The organism is Schlesneria paludicola DSM 18645, from assembly GCF_000255655.1.
Taxonomy (GTDB): domain Bacteria; phylum Planctomycetota; class Planctomycetia; order Planctomycetales; family Planctomycetaceae; genus Schlesneria; species Schlesneria paludicola.
This window is the reverse complement of the sequence record NZ_JH636434.1, coordinates 2,548,449-2,574,842: the sequence shown is the minus strand read 5'-3', so window position 1 is coordinate 2,574,842 and position 26,394 is coordinate 2,548,449. Positions and strand designations below refer to the sequence as shown.

The window sequence follows — 26,394 nt, the reverse complement described above, 5'->3', positions numbered from 1 at the left end:
GCGTCGACGCGATCACTCGGCCGCCAGCGTACGAGTCAAATTCAAATGATTATTCGAGTTGTTCGTCCCTGTGAATTGGGGTCGGGGGCTTGGTGTGATTGAAGGGCGGCTTCTATTCGATTCGGATCACGAGCGGCTCGCCAATCCAAGGCACCAGGCGGTATTGAAAGGTGGCGACGTCATGAAGAACTGTGTCAAGTTTTTACTCCTTGTAATTGTAATTGCTATGGGCTGTGTCGCAGGGTGCGGTCAGGGGAATGAGGTCGCTTTGGTGGAGGTTAGTAGCGATCAATCGATCAATCAGAGGCCTCAACAAGAAAAAGGGGCTCATCAGGAAGCGCGGGCCAGTCATGAAGATCACAACCATCATCACGCCTTCGTTGATCCTGCCGAGCGTGCGAAGAAGTGGAATGACCCGGATCGCGATACGTGGCAGCACCCGGATCAAATTGTGGCAGCGCTGGCGCTGAAACCGGGGACAGCGGTTGCCGACATCGGCGCGGGAACGGGCTATATGGTGGCGTTCTTAAGCCAGGCGGTCGGACCCAATGGTACGGTGATCGCCATTGATGCCGAGGCCGCCATGATCGAGTATTTGACGAAGCGAAGCCTAGACCTGGGCCCCGCCAGGATCGTGCCGAAAAAAGTCGGTACGGATGATCCCCAACTCAATCCCCAAAGTGTGGATGGCGTGCTGACACTCGACACGTGGCATCACGTCAGAAAGCGAGAAGCCTACGCCAAGAAAGTGTATGAAGGGCTGAAGCAGGGCGGGCGGTTCGTGGTGGTGGACCATGAAGTTAATGCAGAGACCGGTCCGCCGAAGGCAATGCGACTCGCCCCTGAGTACGTTGCGAAGGAGCTCGCGTCGGTGGGCTTTCGCGTCGAAGTCGTACCCGAGTCGATGCCACGTCACTACATGATCGTCGGGCACAAGGAATGACCGCGCACTTGGGCGTCATACGCCATGATCTCGCACACGGATACCGCGGATGATCTGATCTCGGTAGTCTGCGTTCGAAAAATGAAAGCGATACTCGTTCGTCGCCGGATTGAATGTGACGTCAGCGACACTCCAGATCGGTGGCATCAGGCGATAAGTGAGGCAGGTGAGCAACAGCACTGCGAGATTGGCGACAGCGTAAATAACCGGTGGTACGAAGAGTGTTTGAAAAATCGTAATGACGAAAGCGACTACAAAGATTGCTTGGATCGCAAGAATTGTCATCCAAAACCAACGCCGTGATCTCATCCAGCAATCGTCGCACGTGGGAATGGTGAGCACGCCTTTTTTCAGGACCGGAAGTCGCCAGTAGAGTTGCGTTTTGATAGTGACGTCCTTGGCTGTTCTCGTGGCGGTCGCACAGGAACAGCACACGGCGGGAAACGTCAGCGCGGCAGCCGGGACTTGGAGTGCGCCATTCTCCAGAATGAAAACACCCTCGGGTAACTGCTCCATCTCTCGTTCGATATTATGGGACGGATCATTGATCCAACGACGTTCCTTCAGGGGACCCACCCGAGTGGCGTTTGTGTCGTCAAAGGGCGATGCGGCCATCCGCATGGCAATCTCGCGGAACAGATTCGGATCGAGTCGATACGTCCAATGTAAGACAATTTGAGTGGGCGTTATGCTCCACATTCCATGAAGCTTTCCGCCGTTCGCGATCGTTCGGGTGATGCCATCCTCCGTTGTCACGGCCGCTTCATGGAACGAGGACGTGACGGGAAGTGTCCAGGCGAAACCTTTTTCTCGCCAGTCACGATTGATCAGAAGGCTTGTCCAGGGGACGAATGTGTCGGACTCGCCCTGAACAATATGAAAGCCGATCGAATCGAGTACCAATTTTCGTCGCGACAGGACGGCGCAACCAATCACGTACCAAAGGATCGCGCCGATTCCGAAAATCGCGGCGACGAGCGAATGCATCCCGCCATTTTGGAAGTAGATCACCGTCAGCGGCCACGTCAGTGCCAGCAGTAAGAAATAAAAGGCGTAAACCCTGAGACCCAATGTGGGGAAGGTCATCGCTCCTTCGGACAATCGCGCCTCGGGATCTTCGGACAGTGCGCTCCAATCCGCTTCACGGCCGGGAATCGGATGATTCCAACCGCTAATCCATCGTATCAAGGGCCTCGACAGGCTTGTCACGAGCGGTTCGGATTCGATTGCCATTACGGTTCTCGATTTGCCGTTGGAATTTCATGGTCGGGGCGGACGTTATTGTGTCACCTCTCACAGTCCGAAGAGAGGGGGACAGGCGCGATTTCCAGGTTCATGGAAATCCGCAGTGCATCGACCAGAGCAACCCTTCCCTTTACCGCGGGAAAATGAGCCAGTCCCCGACCTATGAACAGTGACTTCTATTTTCGATTCCGTCTCCTGCCCCGAAAATCATCAACATCACTGGCTGTGGCGTCGGTCACATCGACGGATGTCTTGAACGTGACAGATTAATCTTTCGAGTGTGGCATCATGAACGTGACAAATGCCGCCGGCAGGAACAGAAAGCCTGCGTAAAGCAGTGCGGCGCGGTGGTCTCCCACTTGAGAGTAGAGGCCGAACACCACCGTACCGACCGCTGCGGCAATGCGGCCGATGTTGTAGCAAAAGCCGGCGCCGGTCGTTCGTAACATCGTGGGAAACAGCGGCGGGATGTACATCGTGAAGAGTGCGAACCCGCCCTGACAAAAGCCGATCAAAGGCAGCCAGAACAACAGTTCTGTGTGCGGACGTGGCACGATGTAGGCACCAAACATCGCGGCGAAGTAGGCAAAAAATGTCCACGCGATCGTGGCGCGATAGCCGATCCGTTGAGCAACCCCGCCCGCGACAAAGTTTCCGACAATCGACGAGCCGATGACCAGATACATGGCCGTGCTGGCCAGTTGATTTTTTTGTTCCGCTGTCATCACGAGCACATCCGGTAGATTACGCAGATGCTGTTGATGCCAGAACATGAAGGCCCAGTGGGCGGTTAGCGAAATGCCGCAACCGATCATGACCCACAGCGTGACACGTAACGTGTCTCCGCGGAACAGCTCGGCGAATGCGGGATCGCGATGCTGGCCACTCGCCTTGGCGGCATGCCATTCTTCTGGCTCCGGCACGGCGCGGCGAATCCAGAGTACGAGCAGGGCGGGCAGCACGCCGACCAGAAACAAATATCGCGGTGGCGCGCTGGCCATGATTGAGTTCGCGAGCCCCGCGCCCAGGACGCCGACGTTCACGGCGGTTTGCAGCACGGCGGCAAGCCAGGGCCGCCATTTACGCGGCCAGGTTTCCGAGAGCAACGACGCACCGACGGCCCATTCGCCCCCGATCCCGAGTGCGGCTAGAAAACGCAGGATCATCAGGTGCCACCAGGTTTGCGCGAAGACCGACAGGCCGGTGAAAATCGCATATGTCAGGATCGTTAGACACAACGCCCGGCTTCGTCCCAGTCGGTCAGCGATCAATCCGAAGAACCCGCCGCCCAAAGCCCAGCCAACCAGGAACGCCGCCTGGATGATCGATGCGTATCGCCCGACGGTTGGATCGGTGGTCGGAACACCCCCCAGCAGTTGCGCCACAAAGGGCGTCGCGACGAGCGTGTACAGGTGCATGTCCAATCCGTCGAACATCCACCCTAGCCATGCCGCAATCCCCGACTTCCATTGCTGGGAATCGATGTCACGTAGTGAGGTGATTTCCTTTGCCATGGGCTGCTCCATGGCGAGAACGGCAGCGCCAGAAGTGTCAGCCGTTCCGGCGGTATGAACCGATTGAGATTTCATGGATCAATTTGATTTTCAACAGGAGAAAGAAATCGCCGTCACCCGCCGACCGTGGCCTTGGGTGTTACGATCGACACTGGGGGATGATTTCAAGATTGGCGGATTCTACGTTGGCCATCATGGGGTGGACAACAACGCGGTGAAAAGTCAGATTCCCAAGTTGGAGGAATTTCAGGAGCATGCCCAACCGAAAGCGACAACCTCTTTGTGTTGGCGGCACTGTGTGATATGGCCGATCCCACAGTCGCCAAACATGAACGGAATATGATCTTCCGATCCGATCTGGAACAGGAGCTCCATTCGCTCACCACATTTTGGACAGTGGGGATACTCGACTCCTTGAACCCAACACGGCCAGCCTGCGAGTTTGTCTCCCGGAAGACTCTGGACGATTTCTCCAAGGGAGTCCACAAATTCGATACCCGTGAAATGCAGTCCGAGTTCCTTGCAGGTTATTTCCGTCGGCTTGAACGGTACGTCATTGAAGTGGTAGTCGATGATGATGCCCAACTGGTCGTGCTCGGCCGGACTCGGGTAGTCAACGGTTTTTTCCCATTCGATGATCCGCTTGGCGTCACACCGGTTTTGGCAAGGAATCTGAGCTGCCATGCCGTGCGGTGACACAATTCTGACGCGAGAAACAGAATCCGAAAACGGTTCCCAACCATTCTCACCCTCGCACTCTTCGCCCTGCTCTGTGCAATAGAAAAATTGCAGCAGCCCGGTTCCAAAGCGGCTGTTCAGCTCCGCGGGAAGCTCCGCGAGATTCAGCTGAAGAAATAGTTCGAGCGGCAGGTGGCATGCTTTGCAAGTTGGCCAGGATTCATTCACATCCAGCCATGGAATGCCACCGAACTTGGATGTCATGACGTCACCATCGCCATCTTCCACCATGGGCAGCCAACAGGGCCGTTCTTGACGCTTGATCCAAGGGAGAAGTGGAAAGAGTGGGTTGTCTGGCGTGAGAATGGGAGCCTGCTCGCTCACGACGGGCGCATCGGAATCGAGAGAAGTGAGAAATTTCACGGCCTTTTTACACTTCTCTAATCCCGCGAGTCCCAACGCGGTCCGATTCTTCGCCCAAGGCAATTTGCAGGGGCGTGACGTATCGGCTCCATTGCGGACCAGCACCTTAAGTGCCTCGACGTCGTCTGCTCTCGCTGCCAGCATTAAGGCTGTCTGATCCGTTCCTGGAGGTCCATCCACGTCTGCGCCGTGATCGATGAGCATTTGAATCAATTCAGGTGTGGAATTGCCGACAGCAAACTTCAACGCGGTCATTTCGTCGGAACTGCGGACGCATGCAATGTCCGCGCCTGCTTTTATCAGTGCCGCCGCGACCTGCGATCCCTTCTTCCCGCCGCAGGAGCATGCATGCATCAGCGGCGTCTTGTGGTTGGGGCCGGGATTGTTAATGTCTGCACCGTTTTTGAGCAGAAACTCGACGGATTTGATGACGCCGTCTCCCGCAGCGGATGCGAGTGGAGTCACCTGCGGAAATGATGCGACCCCATTGATATCTGTGCCGTCAGCGAGCAGGAGTTGCATTTGTTTGATCATGCCGGCCCCCGCCGCGATGGCGAGTGCGTCGATTGCTGACTTGGCCTTGATGCCGTGAAAATCGGAAAGCGTCATCGCAGTCTCTCCTCGCGTGCTCTTGTGCATAAGTCACAAATGTTCAGGCGTCACACTCGCCGAATTCTGAGGAAAATGGAGACCAACGAATTGGCGGCGTACGTACCAAAAAAAGATACGAAAGCCGCGTGACGAATGACATTCGTAACCGTTCACAGGCCGGGGACTAACTCATTTTCCCGCGACTAAGGACAGAGTTGCCATGGCCGAAGCACTGTGGATTCCAATGGTCCGGGGAAATGTGCCCTGTTCCCCTCTCTTCAGACGGTGATCGGTTACATGACATTCTGAGGGGAGTTTGCCCGTCCCTCTCTGTCTCCGGTCTGCGAACGATTGCCAGGGGTGGTATACAAAGTGCCATGTCAACTTCTAACGTATTTGTCATCTTATGGCAGGGTGAGACGGTTGTCGTCAACATCCTGATTTTCTAGTTGATTCGCGCCTGCGGTTTTGTCACGCACTTTACCGAAGCGACGAACCTTGCATCTTGTTCATCTAATTCATCGCTGGTGTCTATGGGTAACGTGCAACCTATTGTCGGACAGGAACATATCATTCAAAAAGATGTATCAGGTGCGGATTGACTATCACTACCGATCGAACGTGCTTTGTTCATCGCCTCTTCATTGTTTCTCCCTATAATTCCGATCGTCGCCCCGCTTGCCATTAGGCGAGACCGGCGCCATCTTGAGTTGTTGTTTTTGAGGATTGGCGAATGTTCAGGACTTGGTTTCGTAGGTCGGGATTTACCTTGATCGAATTGTTAGTGGTCATCGCAATTATTGCAGTGTTAATTGCACTATTGTTACCTGCTGTGCAACAGGCGCGTGAGGCTGCCCGCCGTACTCAATGCAAGAATAACTTGAAGCAACTGGGGTTGGCGTTTTTCAACTACGAGTCGACGTTCAATCAGTTTCCACCAGTCGGCACGGTTGATAATCTTCCCGCGCCTCGAAATGACTATAACGCCCACGGATTCATCGAATACCTACTGCCGTATATCGATCAGGGAAATCTTTATAGCCAGATTAATTTCAGCGTGCCAATTGGATTCGGCACCGCCACAGGTGGACCGCTGAACATGAGTTCCGTCGGTGGGACGAACTACGCGGCGTCGCAGAATTTTACGACGTTCTCGTCGACGGCGATTACCGCTTTGATGTGCCCCTCGGTTCCCCGAAACTCGACTCTGGTGATCAGTCAAGATGCAACTCTGGCCCAGAACGGGGTCACGGGTGCATACAATGTCGGTAGTGCAAACGATTACGGTGCGTCGAGCGGGATTCGCCACACTCTTGCGAACATCTACCAGGCAGCCAAGCCTTCCGTGGTTGACAGGTCTGGAATTCTGAACACGTCCACGATGCGTCCGTCAGTCGCTCAGGTCACCGATGGGACTTCGAATACGTTTCTGATGTGTGAAATTGCTGGTCGTCCCAACTGGTATTCAAACGGAAAACTGATTTACACGTCGCCTAACGGAAGCAGCACGTTGTCTCAGGGCAGCGGCGGACCGGTCCAGGGTGTTATTGGCCCGGTGACCATGACGACCAGTTCGGTGTACGGAGGGGCTTGGACTGACTGGAACAGCGTCCAACTCTGGTTCAAAGGTTCCGACCTGCTCGGTAGCGGCAACGAGGGCCCCTGTGTGATTAACTGCACAAACCTCTTTGATTACAGCATGTACGCCTTCCACCCCGGTGGCGCGCACGTCCTAATGGGCGACGGAACGGTTCGCTTTTTGGCTCAGAATATGTCAAACGTTGTGTTTGCAGAAGGGGTCACACAGGGTTCGGGTTCACCGAACGGCGAATTCTGATCGGCGTTCTGCCACGAGTCTGTTTGTGATGTCGGGAACTCGCACCGGGTTGTCTCCTCGGAGTCACCGTTTTCGGATTTGGGATTGCGTCGCAACCGGCGTGTCATGCCGCGTAGGACCGTTTTGACATGATACGCGTTGCCGATGAGATTGCGTCAAGTCCCCTTGCTGACCCGTGAACGGTGACTCTCCTCAGGCGACTCGGTGCCTGTTCTGTTTTGTGGTCCAATGAAACATCAGCGTCGGTGTCTGGCGTTTGGGAAGAGTCTGTTATGTCAATTCTTGGGAAATTGTGTGCAGGGCTGGTCGTGACGATCCTTGCGGGGTGCAGCAGCGGCCTTTCGGACAGCGAGCGACTGAACAAAATCATGCACGGTGATGTGAAGGTTGTGACACCTGTCAGCGGCAACGTCCTTGTGAATGGAACGCCCGAAGAGAAAATTGCGATTTTGCTGCATAGTGCTGACGGCTCGCAACGAATCGGGTCCCCCCGGCCGGTGGTCACGGGTAAAGGTGGTCACTTTGAATTCACCACCTATTCGGCCGGTGATGGGCTGCCAGCGGGTGAGTATAAACTGACATTTCTGGGGAAAGTATACCGTAAATCCACGGGCAGTTTTGTTGGAACTGATCTCCTCAAGGATCGCTATAGTGATCCTCGTAAGTCCCGATTTACGCTGAAAGTTGTTGAAGGCGAACCTCAAAAGGAGTTGAAGTTTGAGCTGACAACCAAATAGCGCATGTTTGCAGTCTGTTTAACAACCTATTGAAATAAGGTGACTCCGAGAGAAGTCACCGTTCACAGGTCGGGGACTGGCTCATCTTCCCGCAGTAGATGGATGGTTGGTTGGATGACTCAAGCCGATGCACCGTGGATTCTAATTGAACCGGGAAAATGTGCCTGTCCCACTCTCTTCGGGCTGCAAACGGTGACTCGAGAGAAGGAGGCAAGCACATTCGCCAGGGGCATTGGAGTCCATCGTGCTTTGTTCCCAATAATCCTTCTCTTTGCCGCAGAAGAATGAGCCCGTCCCGCTATTTCAATAAGCTGTTTACTATCACAAGTCGTTTACAATAAGTGTTTCCGTGAATCTATCCACAGCGGTGCGATCTCGATCGATTCGAGTGTGCGTGTTTGTCTCGGCAATTGCCCTTGTGCTGACGGGTTATTCCTTCTGGCGTCCCAGTCGGCCGAATGTGATTCTGATCACGTTCGATACCACGCGAGCGGATCACATTGGGGCCTATGGCTACACGCAAGGGTTGACGGAAAGTCTTGACGATTTGGCAAAAACAGGTGTCGTGTTTGAGCGAGCCTACGCCCCTGCGCCCCTGACACTGGTTTCGCACACAACCATGCTGACAGGGCTGTACCCACCCGAACATGGATTGCGGCTCAATGGGGCGGGGCGGCTGACCAAAGACATTCCGTTGTTGCCGGAACTGTTGCAGCGACATGGGTACCAGACCGGGGCCTTCGTCGCGGCGTTCGTGCTGGATTCCAAATTCGGGCTTGAGCGAGGGTTCGATGTTTATGACGATGATCTCTCAGGGACGAAAGCCGCGGCCCATTCGACCGATCGACGCCGCGATGGCGAGTCGGTTGTCACGGCGGCGCTTGCGTGGCTGAAGAATCGGACGTCACGGCCATTTTTCTGCTGGATTCATCTGTACGACGCACATGATCCGTATGACGCGCGTCCCAATCGTTTCGGTGACAAGTTTGCACAACAGCCCTATGACGCCGGAATCGCGGTCGAAGATCAGCAGTTGGAACGAGTCCGGCGATTCTTGCGTGACGAGCACCTTGATGATCAGACGCTGGTTGTCGTGGCAGGCGATCACGGTGAAGGGTTGGGCGAGCACGATGAAGAAGAGCATTCGATGCTGGTCTACAACAGCACGTTGCACGTGCCTCTGGTCATCGCAGGTGGAGGAAAATATTGCCGACCGGGACTGCGAGTTGCCGAACCTGTTTCGCTAGTGGACCTGACCCCCACGCTGTTGGATCTTGCGGGTGTGCCGGCGCCAAAGCATTTCAGCGGTCGCAGTCTTCGGGCGGCATTGGCGGGTGATACGGTTCAGGAAGTTCCGTGCTATGCCGAGACCGAGGCGCCATTTCGAGGCAACCGTTGGTGCCCGCTTCATACCGTCATTTCCGGCAAGTGGAAGTTCATTCACACGACTCGCCCCGAGTTGTTCAATCTGGCGGACGACCCGCGGGAAGAAAACAATCTCGTTTCGACCGACCATGATCGACTCATCGAAATGCAGTCAATTTTGGAGGCGATGCAGGAACAGTTCGTTGTTTCGGAGGCGAGCAATCTGAATCTCTCCACAAGCGATCGGCAAAAACTCGCGGCACTCGGTTATGTGGCTGGAAGCAAAGGTGACGATGCCGCCGTTTCTCCAGATGAAACGCTGCCGGACATGAAGGACATGCTTCCGTACTGCAACATGATCTACGCTGCGCAATCGCTGCTGCGGCAACGCCAATTCGACGAGGCAGGAGAACTCGCGAAGAAAATCATTGCTGCCACGGACAAACTTCCGATGGCGTATCTTGTTCTGGGGGATGTCCTGCGCGAGCAGAATCGCTTGGATGAAGCAGAAGCGACGTACCGTCAACTGCTCGATCCACAACCCGAGAACGCGATTGCTCATGCTCACTTGGCGGTGGTTTACGTGAAGCGAGGTCAGTTTGACCAAGCCGCACAGGAATTTCGTCGCGCGATCAAATTGGATCCAGACGGATCTCAATTCCATCTCGACCTGGCTCAGACGTTAACTCAGCTGGATAAGTTCGACGAAGCGATCTTGGAATACCGTGAAGCAATCAAGGCCGATCCGGCGTTCGTCATCGCTCATTTTCAATTGGGACTGCTCATGGCGCGAGGCAATCGTCCCCGCGATGCGATCGCGAGTTTCAAGCAGGCCGTCAAATATGATCCTGGCTTTTTGATGGCGTACATCAATCTGGCTCATCTTGAGCTGCAGCTCGGCAACGCTGTCGATGCGGTCGTCCATGCTCAGAAGGGGGTTGATCTGGATTCGTCGTCGTTTGAAGCCCGGTTGCAGTTGGGGGTCGCGCTGACGATGCAGAGGCAAATTCCAGAGGGGATTACACAATTGGAGAGGGCGCATCAGTTGCGCCCCGACGATCCCCGGCCTTTGCAGTTGATCCAGCAGGCGAAAGGCTCTCTCGGTCGTCGTTAGACGTCCCTTTCTACCCTCGTTCGCGTTTCGAAATCTGACAAGGCTCCAACCAACGGCATCCAACTTGAGAATGTGACCTTCGCTGTTGCTTCAATCGCGGTCGTTTTGTCGCGCGACGAACGTGTGGAAGCGTCATTCTTCCGGCAGCAGTTCGATCGCCAAGAGTGTCACCAATTGGGCGATGAATAGCCGTAAATGCGTCGCTTCCAGTGCGTACGCGATACAGATTTCATCGGCAATGACGAATGCCGCCCATAACGACAGTGAGGCCGTAAAGGCGCGATAGAGATGATCGCGGCCCGCTTTTTTGCCTCGGTAAGTCCAGGTTGCTCGCCAGAACAGCAGTGCGGCGAGACCTTCCCAACTGATGACACCACAAAACAGCAGGCGATCCACGATCGCGGGGTTGCCGTACCGGGCGGTTGTCGCTTTCAGGAATTGGAAGTTGCCTGAAGCGAATACCCAGGATTCGCCGAGAAAGCCCAATTCTTTCGCGGCATCTGTCAGGTTACTGAGAAGAATCACGAATAGCCAAATCGCCCAGAAGAGGAGCAGCGATCGTTTCAGAAAAAGGATGTTGGCCACACCGTCACTCCTTGTGTCTCGCGTCGATCGCCTCACTCTACGACCAATTTCAGCTTGATGCCAACCTCGAGCGTGTTGGAAACCCCTGTCGGCGTGTGGGGCTTTCAGAACGAATTCTGAAGGGGGCGGTGGCCGTGAATTGTTGCGGCAGCGGTGTCGACGGCCTTCCAACGAGGATACGGTGGTCCATGGAAAACTCGATTTCCAAATCGATAGACTGGACGTTCGTTGTTACGAATGTCACATGTCAGCCGAGTCCCATTTCACCGAGCCGCTCTCCTGGCACGCCCAGAGACCGAGAGAGAACAGACGATCCTATGAAAACGACGAACGTCCTCAATGATCTTCGTGCCCGGATCGAATCGGGGTATCCGCTGATCTTTCTGAACTCGGCGGAAGAAGATCGCTGGGAACGCGAACTGGCCGAGGTGGCGATGGAGCTCGAACGCGGGCTGGTCACCTGGACGATTACGCGGGGGCTGCAACCGCCCGCGTCCGACCAATTCAACGAACCGCCGTCGGCGCGACTGCTGCTGGATCAACTCAGTCTCTATCCCGACGAGCATCTGTTTCTCGTCAAAGATTTTCATCCGTTCCTGTCCGACCCTTATATTGTCCGTTCGATCCGCGACGTGCTGCCGCAACTGATCAAGCAGCGGAAAACCTTGTTGTTTTTTGGTCCTGTTTCCGCCGTTCCGCTCGAGCTTGAGAAGGAGTCGATCAAGATCAAGCTACCCATGCCCGACTACGACGACTTGCGCGAGGAGTTCGATCGGGTTTGGTCTGATCTGCAGACCTCGGATGCTTCAACATTACAGCTCAGTACGGACGACGAAGACCGTCTGATCAAATCGGTGATGGGATTGACGGCGCAGGAAGCATGTCAGGCCTGGCGACGTGCACTTCATTCGTGCCGCGAACTGAACGATGATCTGTTCGCGACGTTGATCTCGGAAAAGCGGAGTCTTGCCACGGCGTCAGATATCCTCGAGTTCTACGACCTTGAGGACGGTGCGAGTGACATCGGCGGTTTGGATCAACTCAAAGATTGGATCTCGAAACGGGCCGAGGCGTATTCTCCGCGCGCTCGTGAACAGAACGTCCCACTGCCGAAAGGGGTGCTGTTGCTGGGGGTACAAGGGTGTGGAAAGAGTCTGACCGCCCGTGCGACGGCGCGGATTCTCAGTTTTCCCCTGATTCGCCTCGATATCGCGGCCGTCCTGGGAGCACAGCGTGGTGAATCCGAACGAAACCTGCGCAACGTGCTAAATCTGGTAGAGTCGATTGCTCCGGCCGTGTTGTGGCTCGACGAAATTGAGAAAGGGTTCGCTGGCGTCGAAGACGATGGTCGCGCCGGTGCCGACAACACCATGGTGCGGCTGCTTGGGACGTTTTTGACCTGGATGATGGAGCTGGATCTGCCCATCTTCGTCGTTGCTACGACAAACTCCATCGAACGACTTCCGCCCGAGATGCTGCGCCGTGGTCGATTTGATGAACTCTTTTTCGTCGATCTCCCGAATTTCGAAGAACGCCGAAACATTCTCGAAATCCATCTCAGAAAGCGCGGCTGGAAAACAGAGCAGCTCGACATCGATGATATTGCGCGTCGCAGCGAAGGCTTCAGTGGATCGGAACTGGAACAGATCGTCGTGTCGGCATTGATTGAAGCCTTTGGTGACCACCGTGTTCTGGCGCAGGGCGACTTGGAACGAGCCTGGCGTGCGACGGTTCCTCTTTCGATCACGATGGAAGATAAGATCTTCGCCCTGCGCAACTGGGCTCAGGATCGTTGCCGCCGCGCGACCTCCGACAGCCGCGTGACTGCGATGCTCGAGGCCGAGCATCGCAACGATCTGGCGCGAAGTGCGAAGCCGGATCCCGCTGCGTCGACGGCACCACCGTGGATGCAGCTTGCATCGGCCGGACAGTTGAAGGCAGCGATTGTCGAGTTCGTCCGCGCCAAGGGGGAAGTCCTCTTCCCGGAAATCGTCGATGTGATGCGGCCGTATATGGAAGTCGCAGGGGACCAGGGGCTGGCCCTCAGAACGAATCCCAATACCGTCCTGTGGGCGGGACTGAGCCAGGCATTGAGCGAACTGCTGACGGAGCTTACGGCTTCAAAACGGATCTACATTCACCCGACGGAGCTGGATCGGTACAAGTCGATTCAACAGGGGATTCGCCTGCCAGTGCTGAAGGAACCAACTGACGATCGCATTCCGCGGGCCGCCTGGTTGCCAGCGTCGGTTCGTACAGCACCGCATCCGGTCCACGGGACCCGACTTTCGCGTATCGGGCGGATGCGGCTTGCGCCATCGTGATTCGGATGTATCGTGCACACCAAGCCCGCGTACAAAGCATCCGGTCCTTGTGAGGTTCGACGCGTCACTTCGTCGCGTGCAGCAGACCGCGGATGTAGCCATAGGCAAACAGCCGCCCCAGCATGGTGTATCCAGGCTCACCGTCGTCTTCACCGACAAGCTGCGGAACATGGTCGGGGCGAATGGGCCCCTGGAAGCCAATCTCTCGATAGGCGCGAATCGCGGCCGCCATATCCGTGGGACCGTTATCGTGAAAGGTTTCCGCAAAGGATTCTGCGTTTCCGCGAACATCGCGAAAGTGCACATATTGAATGTGCGAACCCAGGCGTCGAATCGCCGCAGGAATATCGGCTCCCATCGTGGCGAAGGTTCCCTGGCAGAAACAAATCGCATTCGACCGGCTGGGGACCAGTTTGACCAGACGTTCAAAGTTCTCGACGGAATTCATGATCCTCGATTTTCCCAAGAGTGCGGGCAGCGGGGGATCATCGGGATGCATGCACAGAAAGACGCCATTGGCTTCGGCGACCGGAAGCAGCTCCTGCAGAAATCGCGTCAGATTCGTCCACAAGTCCTCGGCCGAAATCATCTCGCGTCCGACCTGCTGTGCGCCGATGGTTAGCGACATCGCCTGTTCCACATCCGCCAACGCGAACGACGTCACTTTCGCTCCGCCCCGCTCGGGGGCATCCAGCCGCGTGCGAACCCAGTCTGTACCCGCCATGAAGTTGTAGCAGACATACTGAATCCCAGCCTTGTTGAGGTTCTGCATCAGCAGCTTCATCTCGGCCAGATCGCTGCCATCGTCTTGGCCGACCTTGATTCGTTCGATGGGCAGTCCCCCTTCGATCGCGATCAGCTTCAGGCCGAATGACTCAATCCGATCGCGTACTTGCAGTAAATCCTGCAAATGGGGACCGGGGTAGCGGGCGACGACGCCATAGACGCCACACTGCGCGGCGAGCGTCAGGTTTTCGTCGGACATGGGAGTGAGTACGGTCGACAGTTGCATCATTTCGAATAGGCCTTGCTCGCGAGCTTGTCAGGATAGAGTCGCGGTGTCACAAATTGCCCGTTAAAATTAGGGGGGCGGGCACCGTGATCTTCACGATTTTCTGGCGTTCTTGAATTTGGACGGAAGTCGTCCCCGTGATTTCAACACGGCCCTAATTCTTGGGTAACGCGTCGGCTGATTTGGGATTGAAAAGAGGTGATTTCCAGATCCCCAGTCTACGTCCCCAGAATTTCCCCAGGACCCCCAGCGTCGACAATCCGTAAGTGACGCTCCGGCGAAAATTGATGCTCGACGCTTCGTCAAAATAGCGAACGGGTACGGGGATATCGCCAAGCTTGAAGCCAAAGTGCACTGCTTGAGCGAGGAATTCGCTATCGAAGACGAAGTCGTTCGAGTTCTGCTGATAAGGAATCGTTTCGAGAACTTCCCGACGGTAAGCTCGAAAACCGCTGTGAAAATCTCCCAGATTCTGACCGAGAGCGACATTCTCGGTGAGCGTCAGGCAACGATTGGCGATGTATTTCCAGGGCGGCATGCCCCCCGCCAATGCTTCACTGCGCGTTCGGATACGGGAGCCCATGATAAAGTCGCAAATCCCCAGCCGGATGATGTCGATTGCCGCGGGAATCACGCGGCTGTCGTATTGGTAGTCGGGGTGGATCATCACGATGTAGTCCGCCCCGTTATCGAGTGCCCGTCGATAGCAGGTTTTTTGATTACCGCCATAACCGAGATTTTTTTCGTGCCGAATCACGGTCAGTCCAAGCCGTTCGGCAATCTCAACGGTATTGTCGCGACTGCAATCATCCACCAGGATAACCTCATCGACCGATCCGGGAGGGATGTCGGCGACGGTCCGTTCCAGCGTTTTGGCCGCGTTGTAGGCGGGCATGACGGCAATCGTTTTGCCACGGGGCAGAGCGGATGTTGCGACATGGGATGAGACGACGGGATTCGAAGTGGGCGGCACGGTGACTCAACTTTTCGGTTCAGGTGCAGTCAAACAGTCGATCTTCCGAGAGGTTTCATTATGAGCGTGGTGCAGACGACCGTCGACCGATCTATCGAAATAACCTAAGCACGCTCGAAAGTTCTGCTCGCAAGTCCGCTTATTACGCCGTTGATGGCCCGGATCGTGGGAAACAGACCCCACAGATCCAAGCCGAGTCCGACAAAAAATGGCTGAGATATTGGCCGCGGCGGTGGATGGAAGTGGGGCTATGGGTAGGAGATCTGAGAATCAGATGGTCCTATCTGATGCGGCTCAGTGGCATGGAGTTGCGGGAAAACTCGCTTGCCTTCCAGACGCGGTGAAACGAAGAGAAAAAGCGAAAGACGAGTCATTTCCTCAAAAGAATCGGCTTCGAGATTTCGATTTTCTCGATCAATTCCTGGTAGGGAGACTGGGGTTCAGAGCCGAACTTCCGGCGTTTTCGCGTGTCTGTTAGAATCTCTCCACGGAATACAGAATTGTCGAATTGAGGTTGCGAAAGGAACACCATGCGTAACGAATCGGAAATCCCGTTTGCTGACAATCCATTTTCGATTCCGGTCGCAGATCGACTTAAACGATTGCCGCCCTATCTGTTCGGGAAAATCAACAAGCTGAAATACCAGCAGCGTGTGGCGGGCGTCGACGTGATTGATCTGGGGATGGGCAATCCGACGGACGCGCCAGATCAACAGATCACCGACAAGATGCAAGAAGCCCTGCTCGAACCGAAGAACCACCGGTATTCGGTCGCCAACGGGATCGCCAGCCTGCGCCGCGAAGTCGCGAAGCGGTACGATCGGAAGTACGGCGTCAAGCTGAACGGCGACGACGAAGTCATCGCCTGTCTGGGTTCGAAAGAAGCGTTCAGCCATATGTGTCTGGCGCTCATGGGGCCCGGCGACACCGCGATCGTTCCCGCACCGACCTTCCCCATTCACGCTTACTCGGTAATGCTCGCGTCCGGCAATGTCATCGCTCTCGACGTGCGCGATCCTTCGGAATTTCTGAAGAATGTCGCCTACACGTGCGAGCATCTGTATCCCAAGCCAAAGCTGGTTGTCGCCAACTTCCCTCACAATCCTTCGGGGACCTGCATCGAGCAAAAGTTCTTTGACGAGTTGGTCGTTCTGGCGAAGCGATACAAGTTCCTGGTGATCAGCGATTTTGCTTACGCCGACATCTGCTACGACGGCTACCAGGCCCCCAGCTTTCTGGCGTCACCGGGTGCCATCGACGTCGGCGTCGAAATGACGACGATGAGCAAAGGGTTCAGCATGGCCGGCTGGCGAATCGGCTTCTGCTCGGGAAATCGCGAGATGGTGCGAGCTCTCGCCACGATCAAGGGCTATTACGACTATGGGATTTTCCAGGCCGTTCAGATCGCCGCCATCATCGCGATGCGGAACTGCGAACCCGCGGTCGAAGCGATCGCCAAAGAGTATCAGATTCGCCGCGATGCCCTGGTTGATGGCCTGAATCGGATTGGCTGGGATATCGAAAAGCCCAAGGCGGGGATGTTCGTCTGGGCGAAGATTCCCGAACCGTGGGCTCAAATGGGTTCGATCGAATTCTCGATGAAGCTGCTGCAGGAAGGCGGTGTCGCCGTCAGTCCGGGACGTGGATTCGGAGAAGAAGGCGAAGGCTACTTGCGACTGGCGATCGTCGAGAATAGCCAGCGACTGCGGCAGGCCGTTCGTCAGATTCAAACCTGCTTAAAGGCGGAAGCGGCTCCTGCGGCCTAAGAAGCTTCGGCAATTTTTGTGCGGGCGATGTGCGTATGAGATGACAAGACCTTGGCGGCCGTTGATTCCGCCAGGGTCTTCGTATTTGTCAACTTCTTGAAGGAGTTACGTCGGCTTCAGCACGCGACTTAGATCGTTGGCGGACGGACCAACTGGCCCGCCTTCACGACGCCACCCTGCATGACCGCAATGAGTCGCTGGCGATCTTCCAGGATCGAAATGTCCGCCAGAACGTCGCCTTCGACGACCAGAACATCGGCCAGTTTTCCGGTTTCGAGCGTTCCCAATTCGTGTTCGCGACCCAGAATTTCGGCACCGGTTTTTGTCGCGCAGGTCAGTGTTTCCATGGGGGTGAAACCGACGTAGTTGACGAAGAAAGTCAGTTCGCGAGCGTATTGCCCGTGCGGATTCCAGCCAAATCCATAGTCGCCGCCCAATCCGATTCGGCCGCCCGCTTTGAAGATTCGCCGTGCACTTTCGGCACCGCCTTCGAGTGTTTCGCGATGTCCGTCGATCACGCGGGACGACAGTTTGAACTCGGGGCCGCGCTCAATACTGGCCAGCTCGAAATAGAGCGCCGGAATCACGGGGGTATTTCGCTCCAGGATCATGTCGAGCGCTTCGTCGTCGACGAATGTCCCGTGTTCGAGCGTGTCATAGCCGGCGCGAAGTGCGTTTTTGATGCCCTCTGTGGCTCGGCAGTGCCCGGTGACTTTTAGGCCGTGATTGTGTGCCGTGGCGACCACGGCATGCATTTCTTCAAAGGTCATGCACAGCGTGTGATGGTCGTTGACGTCGGGTGATGCGGCATCACCCGTTGGGTAGGTTTTCACCCATTCGATCCCATCCTTGACCAGCTTCCGTACCGCGGATCGGGCTTCGTCCGCCCCATTGATCAGCAGGACCAACCCGTCCATGCCGATCTTACGGTAGTCGGGGTTCCAATCCATCAGGCCACCGACACCGCAGATTTCTCGACCGCTCGCAGCAAGCCGCGGACCGGGAATCAGGTCGCTCTCAATCGCTTTCTTCAACCAGACATCGACGTTAAACAGGCTGCCCCCACTACGGGCGGCGGTGTACCCGCATTCCAGTGCCAGCTTGGCATTTGCCGCCGCCAAGAGCGTGACGTATTCGACGGGGTACTTGATGTCCAGGTCTTCGAGAGCTTCGACGTTGAAGTACGTCGGATGAAAATGGGCTTCGATCAATCCGGGCATGATCGTCCCGCCTCGTGCATTGATCGTCGTTGCGGAGCGATCAATCAGCGGAGCGAGTGCCGTGGGGCCAACATAATCGATCTTTCCGTCGCGAACGATCACGGTCGCGTCGGGGATCGGCGCCGCGCCAGTTCCTAAAATCGCGGTTCCGTGGGAAATTACCGTGCAACCTGTGGCAGTCTTCATAGGTAGAAGCTCTTGTAGGCGTGGATTGATGAATCGGCATTTCGATTTCCGAACAGACGATCGTACAGTCAATCGCCTCGGACTTCGACCACCTCGAAAAGTCGCATCGTACTTGTCTGCCAAAACCGAAGTTGGGGGCGTCCCAAATTGGTCATTTCTGAATCCGAAGCCAATCAAGCCAATCTGAAACAAGTAAGTTGAGTTACATATGAAATTTCCGTTAAATTTTCATAGACAGACAGGCTGACGACGCCTATAAGTACTGATCAAAGGCTCTTCAAGCGCTCACGAAATCTCACATTAGATGGGCATGTGAATATATGTTCAGTGCCACTTGTCGCACTGGCAAGCCACTTGATCCTGAACTTCCTGCTGATTGCGTTCGATCCAAAATTTGACTCGGCTTTACGATGACATTTGTCCCATGTCATTGCCATTCGTTTTTTGCGGTTCCGGCGGGCTCTGTACCCAGTTCAAATTTTCGATATTCGTCATGGGTTACACCGTGAGAACTCGTGTTTTCTTCGCATCGAGATGACCAACAGACAGCTGTGCTGCGAACACTCTCGACGTTGAATCAATCCACTAATTTGTCGCGACGACTCGTTTGATCGCGACCTGAATTCATCGAATTGAGCCCGTCAAGGTTCCTGTTTTTTTCCATCGTTGTCTTATTTCTCGGACTCTCAGGGAACTCAAACTCACTATGCATTGTTCAAGATTTGTCGTACCGATAATGGTACTGATCGTGACCGGTATGATTAATGGATGTAGCCAAGGCGATCGGCCGCCAATAGGTCAGGTTTCCGGATCGGTCAAGATCGACGGGGAACCGCTGAGCGACGTGATCGTGACGTTTATGCCAGAAAACGGGCGACCAGCCACGGGACTGACTGATAAGCAGGGGAAGTACCAACTTCAATACCTGTATCAGGTTTACGGCTGCAAGATTGGTCTGAATAAAGTGAGCATCTTTGCCCCTACCACGGGTGCACCGTCGCATCCCATCCCCTCGAAATATCAAGAGAAATCCGAACTGACGGCCGAAGTCAAAGCCGGCAAGAACGTGTTCGATTTCGATCTGGAGTCGGATGCGAAAGCGAAACCAGCGCCGACCAAAAAGACGAAAGAAATTCTGGACTGAGCGCGTCTCAAAAAAGTTCGAATTCACCACGGTTTGTGGTTTCCTTCTAGCGAGTGTTCGTCTGTTCTAAACGGTCTTTTGTCGGACCGTTTCCTTTGTCTGTTTTTTCTTTTGGAGTCAGTCATGATTTTGAGGCCAAGGAATCGACACGGATTTACCTTGATCGAGTTGCTGGTGGTCATCGCGATCATCGCCGTCTTGATCGCGTTGCTGTTGCCTGCTGTCCAGCAAGCGCGCGAAGCAGCTCGTCGCACCCAGTGCAAAAACAATCTCAAGCAGATTGGTTTGGCGTTGCACAACTATCACGACACCTCGAACACGTTCCCACCTGGCTGGGTCAGTGCCATCACCGCTTCCGGTGCCGGTGAACCAACGATTTGGAGTTGGGGCGCGTTGATCCTTCCGTATCTTGATCAAGGCAACACGTTTAATACGCTTAGCCCTGGCACGAATCGGATGGATACTTTGCTGGCCGCGGGGGGAGCGCCTGCTGCCGCACTCACGACACCCTTGGCCGCCTTTCGTTGTGCAAGCGACACTGCACCAGGGTTGAATAACTTCGACGGAAGCCTCGGTGCCGACGCGACGCAGCAGTCCGACTTTGCAACGTACAGCCGTAAGGTCAACAACGGCACTGCGAACGTGTCCATCGCGACGTCGAACTACGTGATGGTGGCCGATACCGGCGACAGCATCACGCCCGCAACGATCTTCTTCTTTGGGACCTATGGCCCACCAACAGGTGTCGCTTGGCAAGATTCGAAAATCGGGATCCGAGATCTTACCGATGGTTCGAGCAACACATTGCTTGTGGGTGAACGTGCCTTCCGAATTAAGAATTTGAACATTGGTGCAGGAAATGCCTTGGGATTCAGTCCTGCAGCATCGAGCGGCAGTTACTTGAATCAGCAGTGCCGAGCATGTCTGGCTGTGGTTGGGATTCCGTATTGGGGGATCAATCAACAAGTGACAAATGCCAACCACCAGTCGCGTGGTTTCTCAAGCAACCATGTTGGTGGCGCTCACTTTATTTTGGGAGATGGATCGGTGCGATTCATCAGCGAAAACATCGATCACAAGCCGAACAGCATTGGTGGTGCCACTGCACTGTCACCTCCCGATCATTCGGGGGCGGGATTCATCGACAGCACGTTTGAACGGCTGCTCGGTCGCGCTGACGGTCAAGTGGTGGGCGAGTTCTAATCCCGTCGCTTGTTGCGAGGGGAGCTCGAACTTCATATAGAACTGATTCCGTGTCTCGTGGCTCGAGTGGGCTGCGAGACTTTTTTTGCGCTCAGTGAAAGCCCGGTTGCCAGCAACGCGAGTCAGAGGCCTCAAATATGCGACAGAATGCACAGCCGTTCTCATGGTTGGTGATTTTTATTTGTTGCCTATGCGTTGCGAATGGTCCAGTTAATGCCCAGATCTATGGAACCTGGACAGACGGTGACCCACAGAAGACGCTCCGAAACGTTCACGTTCTTGGCGCGGCTTCACTTCTCAAGGACGGTCGCGTCGTTGTGGCGGGGGGATTGGATCTCACGTCCGCCACGCCCACGGCAACCACCGTTGCGGAACTTTACGATCCCGTGAAGCGGCAATGGACGTCGGCAGGGGCGCTAAAGGTTCCCCGCTGGTCGTTGGATGCCGTGACGTTGGCGAACGGAAAAGTCTTGTTCGCCGGCGGTTCCACAGGATTCAAGTCGGATGCCGCAGTCGACTCGGCGGAACTGTTCGATCCCGCCACAGGCGAGTTTACCTCTGTGGAGAGCACGCTTTCCATTGCGCGTCAGGGCTACGGTATCTCACTGCTGAACGACGGACGCGTGATCCTCACCGGTGGCAACGCGGCGGGAAATAACTTGAACGGAACCGGCGTCACGGCGGTGGACATCTACGACCCCGCGACAAATCGGTTTCAACCCGCCGCGCCCTTGCACTCGGGCCGTGCGCTGCATGCTCAGCTGACCCTCAAGGATGGCCGTGTCGTGGTCATCGGCGGGGCTCAAACCGATGCCGAGATCTACGATCCACTCAAGAACATTTGGACCCAATCGCCCGCTCAGCTTCCGACCACGCTGAAAGACACAAAAGCATTCGAGTTGTACGACGGGCGAATTTTCATTCCCGGGGGACAGAACACGGTGGACGCGTTGACGACGGACGCGACGTGGTTCTTTGACGTCGCGACGAGGAAGTTCACCGCCGGGCCCAGTCTGGCGGGCTTTAATGAGGCACCGTCCGGGGTACAAGTCGGCACGAGTGATTATTCCGCCTGGGATCTGTTTCCCGCCGGACATGCGCTGCGCGGCCGGTATATCCTCATTGCGGGCGGCGAGCATGATCCGTTGACCGGCCCCGATGTCGAATTGAATTCGGCCACTATTTTCGACGTTGCGCAAAACAAGTTCATCCGTGTCGGCCCGATGCCATACGTTCACGACGACCATACGGAATCGGCGCTGAAAATGAATGATGCCGGCAATCCCGAATTCCTGCTCTTCGGCGGCAACAGCTCAAAAGGAACGAGCCGCGTTGAATTCGACGCGAAAGCGTTGCAAGTTCCCTAAAAGGAATACTGAGTTCGATCTCCAAGAGGTTTGTCCGTCGGCGTGGTTGGCTATGCGAATCGATAGGCGAAGACTTTCGCGCTTCGAAGGCGGATCGCGAGTTCCAGGTATTTTCCACGCAGCCCGCCGACGTTGTCTTGTCCCTTCCACTGGCAATCGGTCCAGATGTGATCGCCGCTCAACGGTTGGAAATCGTCGAACGAAAAACCTGGGACAGCCTTGCCACGCTCGCGCAGCTCGACCTCAACGCTGCCGGCCCGCGAGGCTCGTGCATTCAGTTGAATTCGTTGGCCCAGGAAGAGCGCGGCGGTGGTCGTGAACTGCCCAAGTTGATCCGCCTGAATCCCCGCGAGTCGTGCATCATCCCAGATGGCCCACGCGATTCCGGTTGAGGCATCGTATTCGCGATAGAAGTTCGAAAAGAAGATCTCGTTATGAGTCGTGTTGTAGGCGTCATACGGCAGGGCGAGTCGTCCGTCAGGAAGTTGCACCAGATTGGGCTGGGCATAAACCGATCCTCCGTCCCATGACCCGGCTTTGCCTGGCTTGAGAATCGGATCGTATGAAACCCACTGAAACACGCGGCCATCCCTGCTGACCGATAGCCGTACGTCCACGGAATCGCTGTCGTGGTGATAAATGGCAGGAAACATCAGTCGCAACGACGGTTCGCCTGGGTAAGTTGTGTAGCAACTCGTGTAATAGTCCTGCGCCGGTCCGTCCAGTGGACCGGCATGCAGCAGCGGTTGCGGCGCGGGCCATTCCCCAAAATCGTCCGTTTCAGCACGCGAGATCGTCCGCCCACTCAGGTGATGCCGAAAGTATCCGACATACTTGGACATCAGCGGGTCCCATGCTGCGATGTTGACGGTGTCGCAGAAGTAACGAATCAGCGGTTTGGAATTCTTCGTCCAGGTGTATCCATCAGGAGATGTCACCCCATACAACCCGTACCGAGCGCCCGGGCTGTCCTTCGGAAGCTCGTCAAATTGAAATCCTTTGTACCGTTCTTCGGCGAGGCCATGATCGTCACGAAAGATCGAGCCGCCATTATTGAAGGGGCTGACGAGGTTGTTTTCGCGCGATGAGCGATACGACAGTCGATTCAGGATGGGTTTGGTCCAGTGGATGCCATCCTCGCTTTCAGCATAGGCCAGCGCACTACCGCTCAGTTCCATCACGCGGCCCTGATCGACGGTGGCCTCTTGCTTTTCATCATTCAAGAGGGCGCTGTACCAGCAGCGATATTTTCCTTCATCGAATAGAACGGTGGGACTGGTGACGCTCTTTTCCCATGGCTTGTCCGCCCGCAGCCATGGCTCGCTGCGTTGAGCAGGTTCCAGAGTGACTCGCACACCAAACGGAACGTCGACCGGTTTGTATCCGTGTCCCGAGACGTCGAATTTTTTCTTGAAATCGCGATCGTATTTCTCGATCAGCGCTTTGCCTTCCGGTGAAATTCGTGCCGGGTCGAGCGTGACCTGCAGATCTCCCTTTTTGACGTGAAACCAGTCCACGAACAGAAAGGTCTTCCGCTCAGCGGCATCCGCGCGCTTTCTTTCCTGGGCCACAGTGACCGAAGGCTGACGACACCAAGGCAAAATTGACGCTGCCAATCCCGCGGCCAGCAGTTCTCGACGTGTCCACGAATCGAAGTTATGCATTGGGACGCCTTTGGATGGGGGCATTCAGGAACTGAATTCTTCACCGCGTCAGCGCTGCGATCTTGGCGGTCAATTGGCTGCCACGCAAGTTGACGTCGGCGATTTGACCATCCGGGCCGACGATGTAAATCGTGGGAAATGACGTCACCGCCCAGCGTGTCGCGACCGGTCCCTTTGCGCCGTCCCAACAAATCTTCCAGGTCAGTTTTCCGGATGACACGGCATTCGTTGTCTCGTCCCGATTTTCATCGGCCATGATGCTGACGACCACAAGTTTGCCTTTGTGTTCGTCGGCGAGCGAACTGAGCGTGGGGTACATCTCTTCACATGGGCCACACCCTTTGAATGAAAACTGAATGATCACCGTTTTGCCGCGTTGATCCGCCAATGACCAGTCTTCGCCGGAAACAAGTTGAAGCTTGAGTTCAGGTGCCGGCTTCCCGATCTGGAGGTGGTTTTCTTTGAACAGGATTCCGCTGGCGAGATCTCTGGCCAAGGGCATCGCGTTCGTCTTGGTCTGGTCGACGCGGATCAGGTACCAGTTTTCATCGAGATTGACGACGCCAGGTTGTGTCAGATTCGAATTCGATGTCGCGATCTGTTCCAGGAAGGCCGTCGCTTCCCGCCCACGTTGGATGTTCCTATCGGTGGTCGGCAGTGATTCAAGGGCTTCGGTAAGATGCGTTTTCTCGTCTGGATATCGGAGATCGTCGCCCTGTTCGAGTTGTTTTAGCCGCCGCTCGACGTACACACGAGCGGAATGCATCCTGAAGGACCAGTTGGCGAACGCGAGTTTCGCCAGCACTCTGTTGTCCTCTGTGATGTCCGGCGCACGGATCAGACCCTGCAAGGCGCGTTCGATTTCTGGCTCAAAATTGCCAGAGCTCAGATTGCGAATGATTTCAAACAACTCAGGTGCATTGCGGTAGTCGCGCAGCCTCCGCAAAGCCTCTCGTCGTCCGAGATCGCACGGATTGTCCTTCACTCCACCACCCGCCCCCAGTCGGACAAGCGCACGCACGGCCATCAAGCCCGCATAGGTGGAATGATGCGCACGTTCGAACGCGACCAGTTTCTCGACATACTTCGCCGAGGGATCGTGATCGTTGTAGTACGTCTTCTTTTTCGCCTCATCCTTGATCTCGTCCGCACTGTCATAGTAAGCATCGAAGGCGGAGTACATCTCTTTGCAAAGGGCGGCCAGTTCGGCTTCCGGCTGCCCCAACATTACGGGCGTCTTGACCTCTTCCGCTCCGAGAAGTTCGAAAGAACTCGTTGAAAGGACCGCGCAGATCAGAGCCCATTTGAACATGGTCGATTCCTGAGGTGGTGTTTCGTCGAGACGACGATGCCAGACGGATCACTTATAAAAGATCACATCGATCTCCGTAATCAACTTGAGCGAATTTGTCTGAAACTTGCTGGCCGGAATTGTAACCGATCACAGGCCCGGGACTGGCTCATTTTCCCGCGACAAAGGGAAGGTTGCTCAGGTCGATTCGCTGCGGATTCCAATGAACCGGAAAATTGTGCATGCCCCCGTCTCTGCAGGCTGTGAACGGTTACGCCGGAATTCAACGGGAAATCCGAGATCGTTGCCTGATGGGATTCGTGAGCGGGACCGCATGTCCAAACAGAAATGGCATCCAGCCGTTGGAGTCGCGTTGTGCGGTTCCAACCCTGTCAAGAACGGGACTGCTGCGTGCAAATGTCGGTGTCTGGCGATGGCACGCGTTGGCACTTTCAGCTAGCCTTCCAGGTAGTCGAAAACACTGCTGGCGATGGACGCTGGCGGAATTAGATGTTCTCTTGGAAGACCCCCTACCATGTTTACACGCCGACAAGTTCTCTCTGCGTCTCTGGCTGCTGCTGCCCTCGGTCCGGCGCTCTTGGCCGCTGATAAGCCCGCCGATCTGCCCAAGGTCTTTTTCGATATCACCATCGGCGGAAAAAAAGCCGGCCGAATCGTCATGGAACTGCGTTCTGACGTCGTGCCCAAGACGGCTGAGAACTTTCGAGTGCTGTGCACCGGAGAAAAGGGATTCGGCTACAAAGGTTCGCCATTCCATCGCGTCATCCCCGGCTTCATGTGCCAGGGCGGTGATTTCACCAATCAAGATGGTAGTGGCGGAAAGTCGATTTACGGCGCCAAGTTCCAAGATGAAAACTTCAAGCTGAAGCATGCCGGTGCTGGAACGCTGAGCATGGCGAATGCGGGACGAAACACGAATGGATCGCAGTTCTTTCTCTGTACCGGAGACACGCCATGGCTTGACGGCAAGCACGTCGTTTTCGGTTCGGTCGTTGAAGGGATGGACGTCGTGAAAGCGATCGAAGCCGTCGGATCACAATCGGGCAAGACCTCGAAGAAGGTCATCGTCGAAGATTGCGGCGAAGTGAAGTAAGTGAATTGAAGTTCGGTTGATTCAGGGGCCTGCAGCTCTGCAACGCGATTTGTGCTGCGGTCTGTCATGGCCCCTGCTTTGTTTTTTTTGGACGATTT

The 26,394-nt window shown here is 55.5% G+C and carries 19 protein-coding genes; 10 read left to right on the top strand and 9 right to left on the bottom strand.

Annotated elements, in window-relative coordinates; all coding sequences use genetic code 11:
- The first annotated feature begins 271 nt into the window (after positions 1-271).
- Entirely contained in the window at positions 272-943 is a 672-nt protein-coding gene (locus tag OSO_RS0112705) for a class I SAM-dependent methyltransferase (protein WP_237729278.1), read from the top strand.
- A gap of 15 nt (positions 944-958) precedes the next feature.
- Here OSO_RS0112705 and OSO_RS0112700 read toward each other — a convergent pair whose 3' ends face one another.
- From OSO_RS0112700 to OSO_RS47880, 3 genes are all read right to left on the bottom strand, one after another.
- Positions 959-2,176: a hypothetical protein gene (locus OSO_RS0112700; RefSeq protein WP_010583684.1), complete on the bottom strand. Its 1,218-nt coding sequence runs from the start codon at positions 2,174-2,176 to the stop codon at positions 959-961.
- 278 nt (positions 2,177-2,454) lie between these two features.
- Positions 2,455-3,777: an MFS transporter gene (locus tag OSO_RS0112690; RefSeq protein WP_010583683.1), complete on the bottom strand. Its 1,323-nt coding sequence runs from the start codon at positions 3,775-3,777 to the stop codon at positions 2,455-2,457.
- Positions 3,778-3,948: 171 nt separating this feature from the next.
- A complete protein-coding gene (locus OSO_RS47880; protein WP_010583682.1) occupies positions 3,949-5,412 on the bottom strand; it encodes an ankyrin repeat domain-containing protein in 1,464 nt (487 codons plus the stop codon).
- A 715-nt stretch (positions 5,413-6,127) separates the two neighbouring features.
- Here OSO_RS47880 and OSO_RS0112680 point away from each other — a divergent pair.
- The 3 genes from OSO_RS0112680 (at position 6,128) to OSO_RS0112670 (ending at position 10,447) form a co-directional block, all read left to right on the top strand.
- Positions 6,128-7,231: a DUF1559 domain-containing protein gene (locus tag OSO_RS0112680; protein ID WP_010583681.1), complete on the top strand. Its 1,104-nt coding sequence runs from the start codon at positions 6,128-6,130 to the stop codon at positions 7,229-7,231.
- 272 nt (positions 7,232-7,503) lie between these two features.
- Positions 7,504-7,968, top strand: a complete 465-nt coding sequence (locus tag OSO_RS47875; protein WP_010583680.1) for a hypothetical protein — start codon at positions 7,504-7,506, stop codon at positions 7,966-7,968.
- A gap of 349 nt (positions 7,969-8,317) precedes the next feature.
- On the top strand, positions 8,318-10,447 hold the full coding sequence (locus OSO_RS0112670; RefSeq protein ID WP_083842856.1) for a sulfatase-like hydrolase/transferase: 2,130 nt from the start codon (positions 8,318-8,320) through the stop codon (positions 10,445-10,447).
- Between the two features lie 132 nt (positions 10,448-10,579).
- Here OSO_RS0112670 and OSO_RS0112665 read toward each other — a convergent pair whose 3' ends face one another.
- The gene (locus tag OSO_RS0112665) at positions 10,580-11,032 is read right to left on the bottom strand and encodes a DUF2165 family protein (protein ID WP_010583678.1); all 453 of its coding nucleotides are present in this window, start codon (positions 11,030-11,032) and stop codon (positions 10,580-10,582) included.
- A 317-nt stretch (positions 11,033-11,349) separates the two neighbouring features.
- Here OSO_RS0112665 and OSO_RS47870 point away from each other — a divergent pair, with 317 nt between their 5' ends.
- Positions 11,350-13,356: a Ycf46 family AAA ATPase gene (locus tag OSO_RS47870; RefSeq protein WP_010583677.1), complete on the top strand. Its 2,007-nt coding sequence runs from the start codon at positions 11,350-11,352 to the stop codon at positions 13,354-13,356.
- Between the two features lie 64 nt (positions 13,357-13,420).
- On the opposite strand, the gene OSO_RS0112655 is transcribed toward OSO_RS47870, so the two are convergent.
- Both OSO_RS0112655 and OSO_RS0112650 read right to left on the bottom strand, forming a co-directional pair.
- On the bottom strand, positions 13,421-14,371 hold the full coding sequence (locus tag OSO_RS0112655) for a mannonate dehydratase (protein WP_010583676.1): 951 nt from the start codon (positions 14,369-14,371) through the stop codon (positions 13,421-13,423).
- Between the two features lie 151 nt (positions 14,372-14,522).
- Positions 14,523-15,263 (bottom strand): glycosyltransferase family 2 protein, encoded by a 741-nt coding sequence (locus OSO_RS0112650; protein WP_010583675.1) that lies wholly within the window; start codon positions 15,261-15,263, stop codon positions 14,523-14,525.
- A gap of 608 nt (positions 15,264-15,871) precedes the next feature.
- Here OSO_RS0112650 and OSO_RS0112640 point away from each other — a divergent pair.
- On the top strand, positions 15,872-17,107 hold the full coding sequence (locus tag OSO_RS0112640; RefSeq protein WP_010583674.1) for an aminotransferase class I/II-fold pyridoxal phosphate-dependent enzyme: 1,236 nt from the start codon (positions 15,872-15,874) through the stop codon (positions 17,105-17,107).
- A gap of 128 nt (positions 17,108-17,235) precedes the next feature.
- On the opposite strand, the gene OSO_RS0112635 is transcribed toward OSO_RS0112640, so the two are convergent.
- Positions 17,236-18,513, bottom strand: a complete 1,278-nt coding sequence (locus tag OSO_RS0112635; RefSeq protein ID WP_010583673.1) for a metal-dependent hydrolase family protein — start codon at positions 18,511-18,513, stop codon at positions 17,236-17,238.
- A 748-nt stretch (positions 18,514-19,261) separates the two neighbouring features.
- On the opposite strand from OSO_RS0112635, the gene OSO_RS43285 reads away from it, so the two are divergent.
- The 3 genes from OSO_RS43285 (at position 19,262) to OSO_RS0112610 (ending at position 22,227) form a co-directional block, all read left to right on the top strand.
- A complete protein-coding gene (locus OSO_RS43285) occupies positions 19,262-19,657 on the top strand; it encodes a carboxypeptidase regulatory-like domain-containing protein (RefSeq protein WP_157605166.1) in 396 nt (131 codons plus the stop codon).
- Between the two features lie 123 nt (positions 19,658-19,780).
- Positions 19,781-20,860, top strand: a complete 1,080-nt coding sequence (locus OSO_RS0112615) for a DUF1559 domain-containing protein (RefSeq protein ID WP_029246948.1) — start codon at positions 19,781-19,783, stop codon at positions 20,858-20,860.
- Between the two features lie 137 nt (positions 20,861-20,997).
- Entirely contained in the window at positions 20,998-22,227 is a 1,230-nt protein-coding gene (locus tag OSO_RS0112610; protein ID WP_010583670.1) for a Kelch repeat-containing protein, read from the top strand.
- A 50-nt stretch (positions 22,228-22,277) separates the two neighbouring features.
- Here OSO_RS0112610 and OSO_RS0112605 read toward each other — a convergent pair whose 3' ends face one another.
- Together OSO_RS0112605 and OSO_RS0112600 are read right to left on the bottom strand one after the other, a co-directional pair.
- Positions 22,278-23,891, bottom strand: coding sequence for a sialidase family protein (locus tag OSO_RS0112605; protein WP_029246947.1), 1,614 nt, complete (start codon positions 23,889-23,891; stop codon positions 22,278-22,280).
- A 40-nt stretch (positions 23,892-23,931) separates the two neighbouring features.
- The gene (locus OSO_RS0112600; protein ID WP_010583668.1) at positions 23,932-25,203 is read right to left on the bottom strand and encodes a TlpA family protein disulfide reductase; all 1,272 of its coding nucleotides are present in this window, start codon (positions 25,201-25,203) and stop codon (positions 23,932-23,934) included.
- Positions 25,204-25,717: 514 nt separating this feature from the next.
- On the opposite strand from OSO_RS0112600, the gene OSO_RS0112595 reads away from it, so the two are divergent.
- Entirely contained in the window at positions 25,718-26,296 is a 579-nt protein-coding gene (locus OSO_RS0112595) for a peptidylprolyl isomerase (RefSeq protein WP_010583667.1), read from the top strand.
- Positions 26,297-26,394 lie beyond the last annotated feature (98 nt).

Coding starts and splice junctions, on each gene's coding strand:
- OSO_RS0112700 (WP_010583684.1), bottom strand. CDS start 2,176: ATGGCAATCGAATCCGAACCGCTCGTGACAAGCCTGTCGAGGCCCTTG.
- OSO_RS0112650 (WP_010583675.1), bottom strand. CDS start 15,263: ATGCCCGCCTACAACGCGGCCAAAACGCTGGAACGGACCGTCGCCGAC.
- OSO_RS0112640 (WP_010583674.1), top strand. CDS start 15,872: ATGCGTAACGAATCGGAAATCCCGTTTGCTGACAATCCATTTTCGATT.
- OSO_RS0112600 (WP_010583668.1), bottom strand. CDS start 25,203: ATGTTCAAATGGGCTCTGATCTGCGCGGTCCTTTCAACGAGTTCTTTC.
- OSO_RS47875 (WP_010583680.1), top strand. CDS start 7,504: ATGTCAATTCTTGGGAAATTGTGTGCAGGGCTGGTCGTGACGATCCTT.
- OSO_RS0112605 (WP_029246947.1), bottom strand. CDS start 23,891: ATGCATAACTTCGATTCGTGGACACGTCGAGAACTGCTGGCCGCGGGA.
- OSO_RS0112680 (WP_010583681.1), top strand. CDS start 6,128: ATGTTCAGGACTTGGTTTCGTAGGTCGGGATTTACCTTGATCGAATTG.
- OSO_RS0112610 (WP_010583670.1), top strand. CDS start 20,998: ATGCGACAGAATGCACAGCCGTTCTCATGGTTGGTGATTTTTATTTGT.
- OSO_RS47880 (WP_010583682.1), bottom strand. CDS start 5,412: ATGACGCTTTCCGATTTTCACGGCATCAAGGCCAAGTCAGCAATCGAC.
- OSO_RS0112655 (WP_010583676.1), bottom strand. CDS start 14,371: ATGATGCAACTGTCGACCGTACTCACTCCCATGTCCGACGAAAACCTG.
- OSO_RS47870 (WP_010583677.1), top strand. CDS start 11,350: ATGAAAACGACGAACGTCCTCAATGATCTTCGTGCCCGGATCGAATCG.
- OSO_RS0112690 (WP_010583683.1), bottom strand. CDS start 3,777: ATGAAATCTCAATCGGTTCATACCGCCGGAACGGCTGACACTTCTGGC.
- OSO_RS0112615 (WP_029246948.1), top strand. CDS start 19,781: ATGATTTTGAGGCCAAGGAATCGACACGGATTTACCTTGATCGAGTTG.
- OSO_RS0112595 (WP_010583667.1), top strand. CDS start 25,718: ATGTTTACACGCCGACAAGTTCTCTCTGCGTCTCTGGCTGCTGCTGCC.
- OSO_RS0112635 (WP_010583673.1), bottom strand. CDS start 18,513: ATGAAGACTGCCACAGGTTGCACGGTAATTTCCCACGGAACCGCGATT.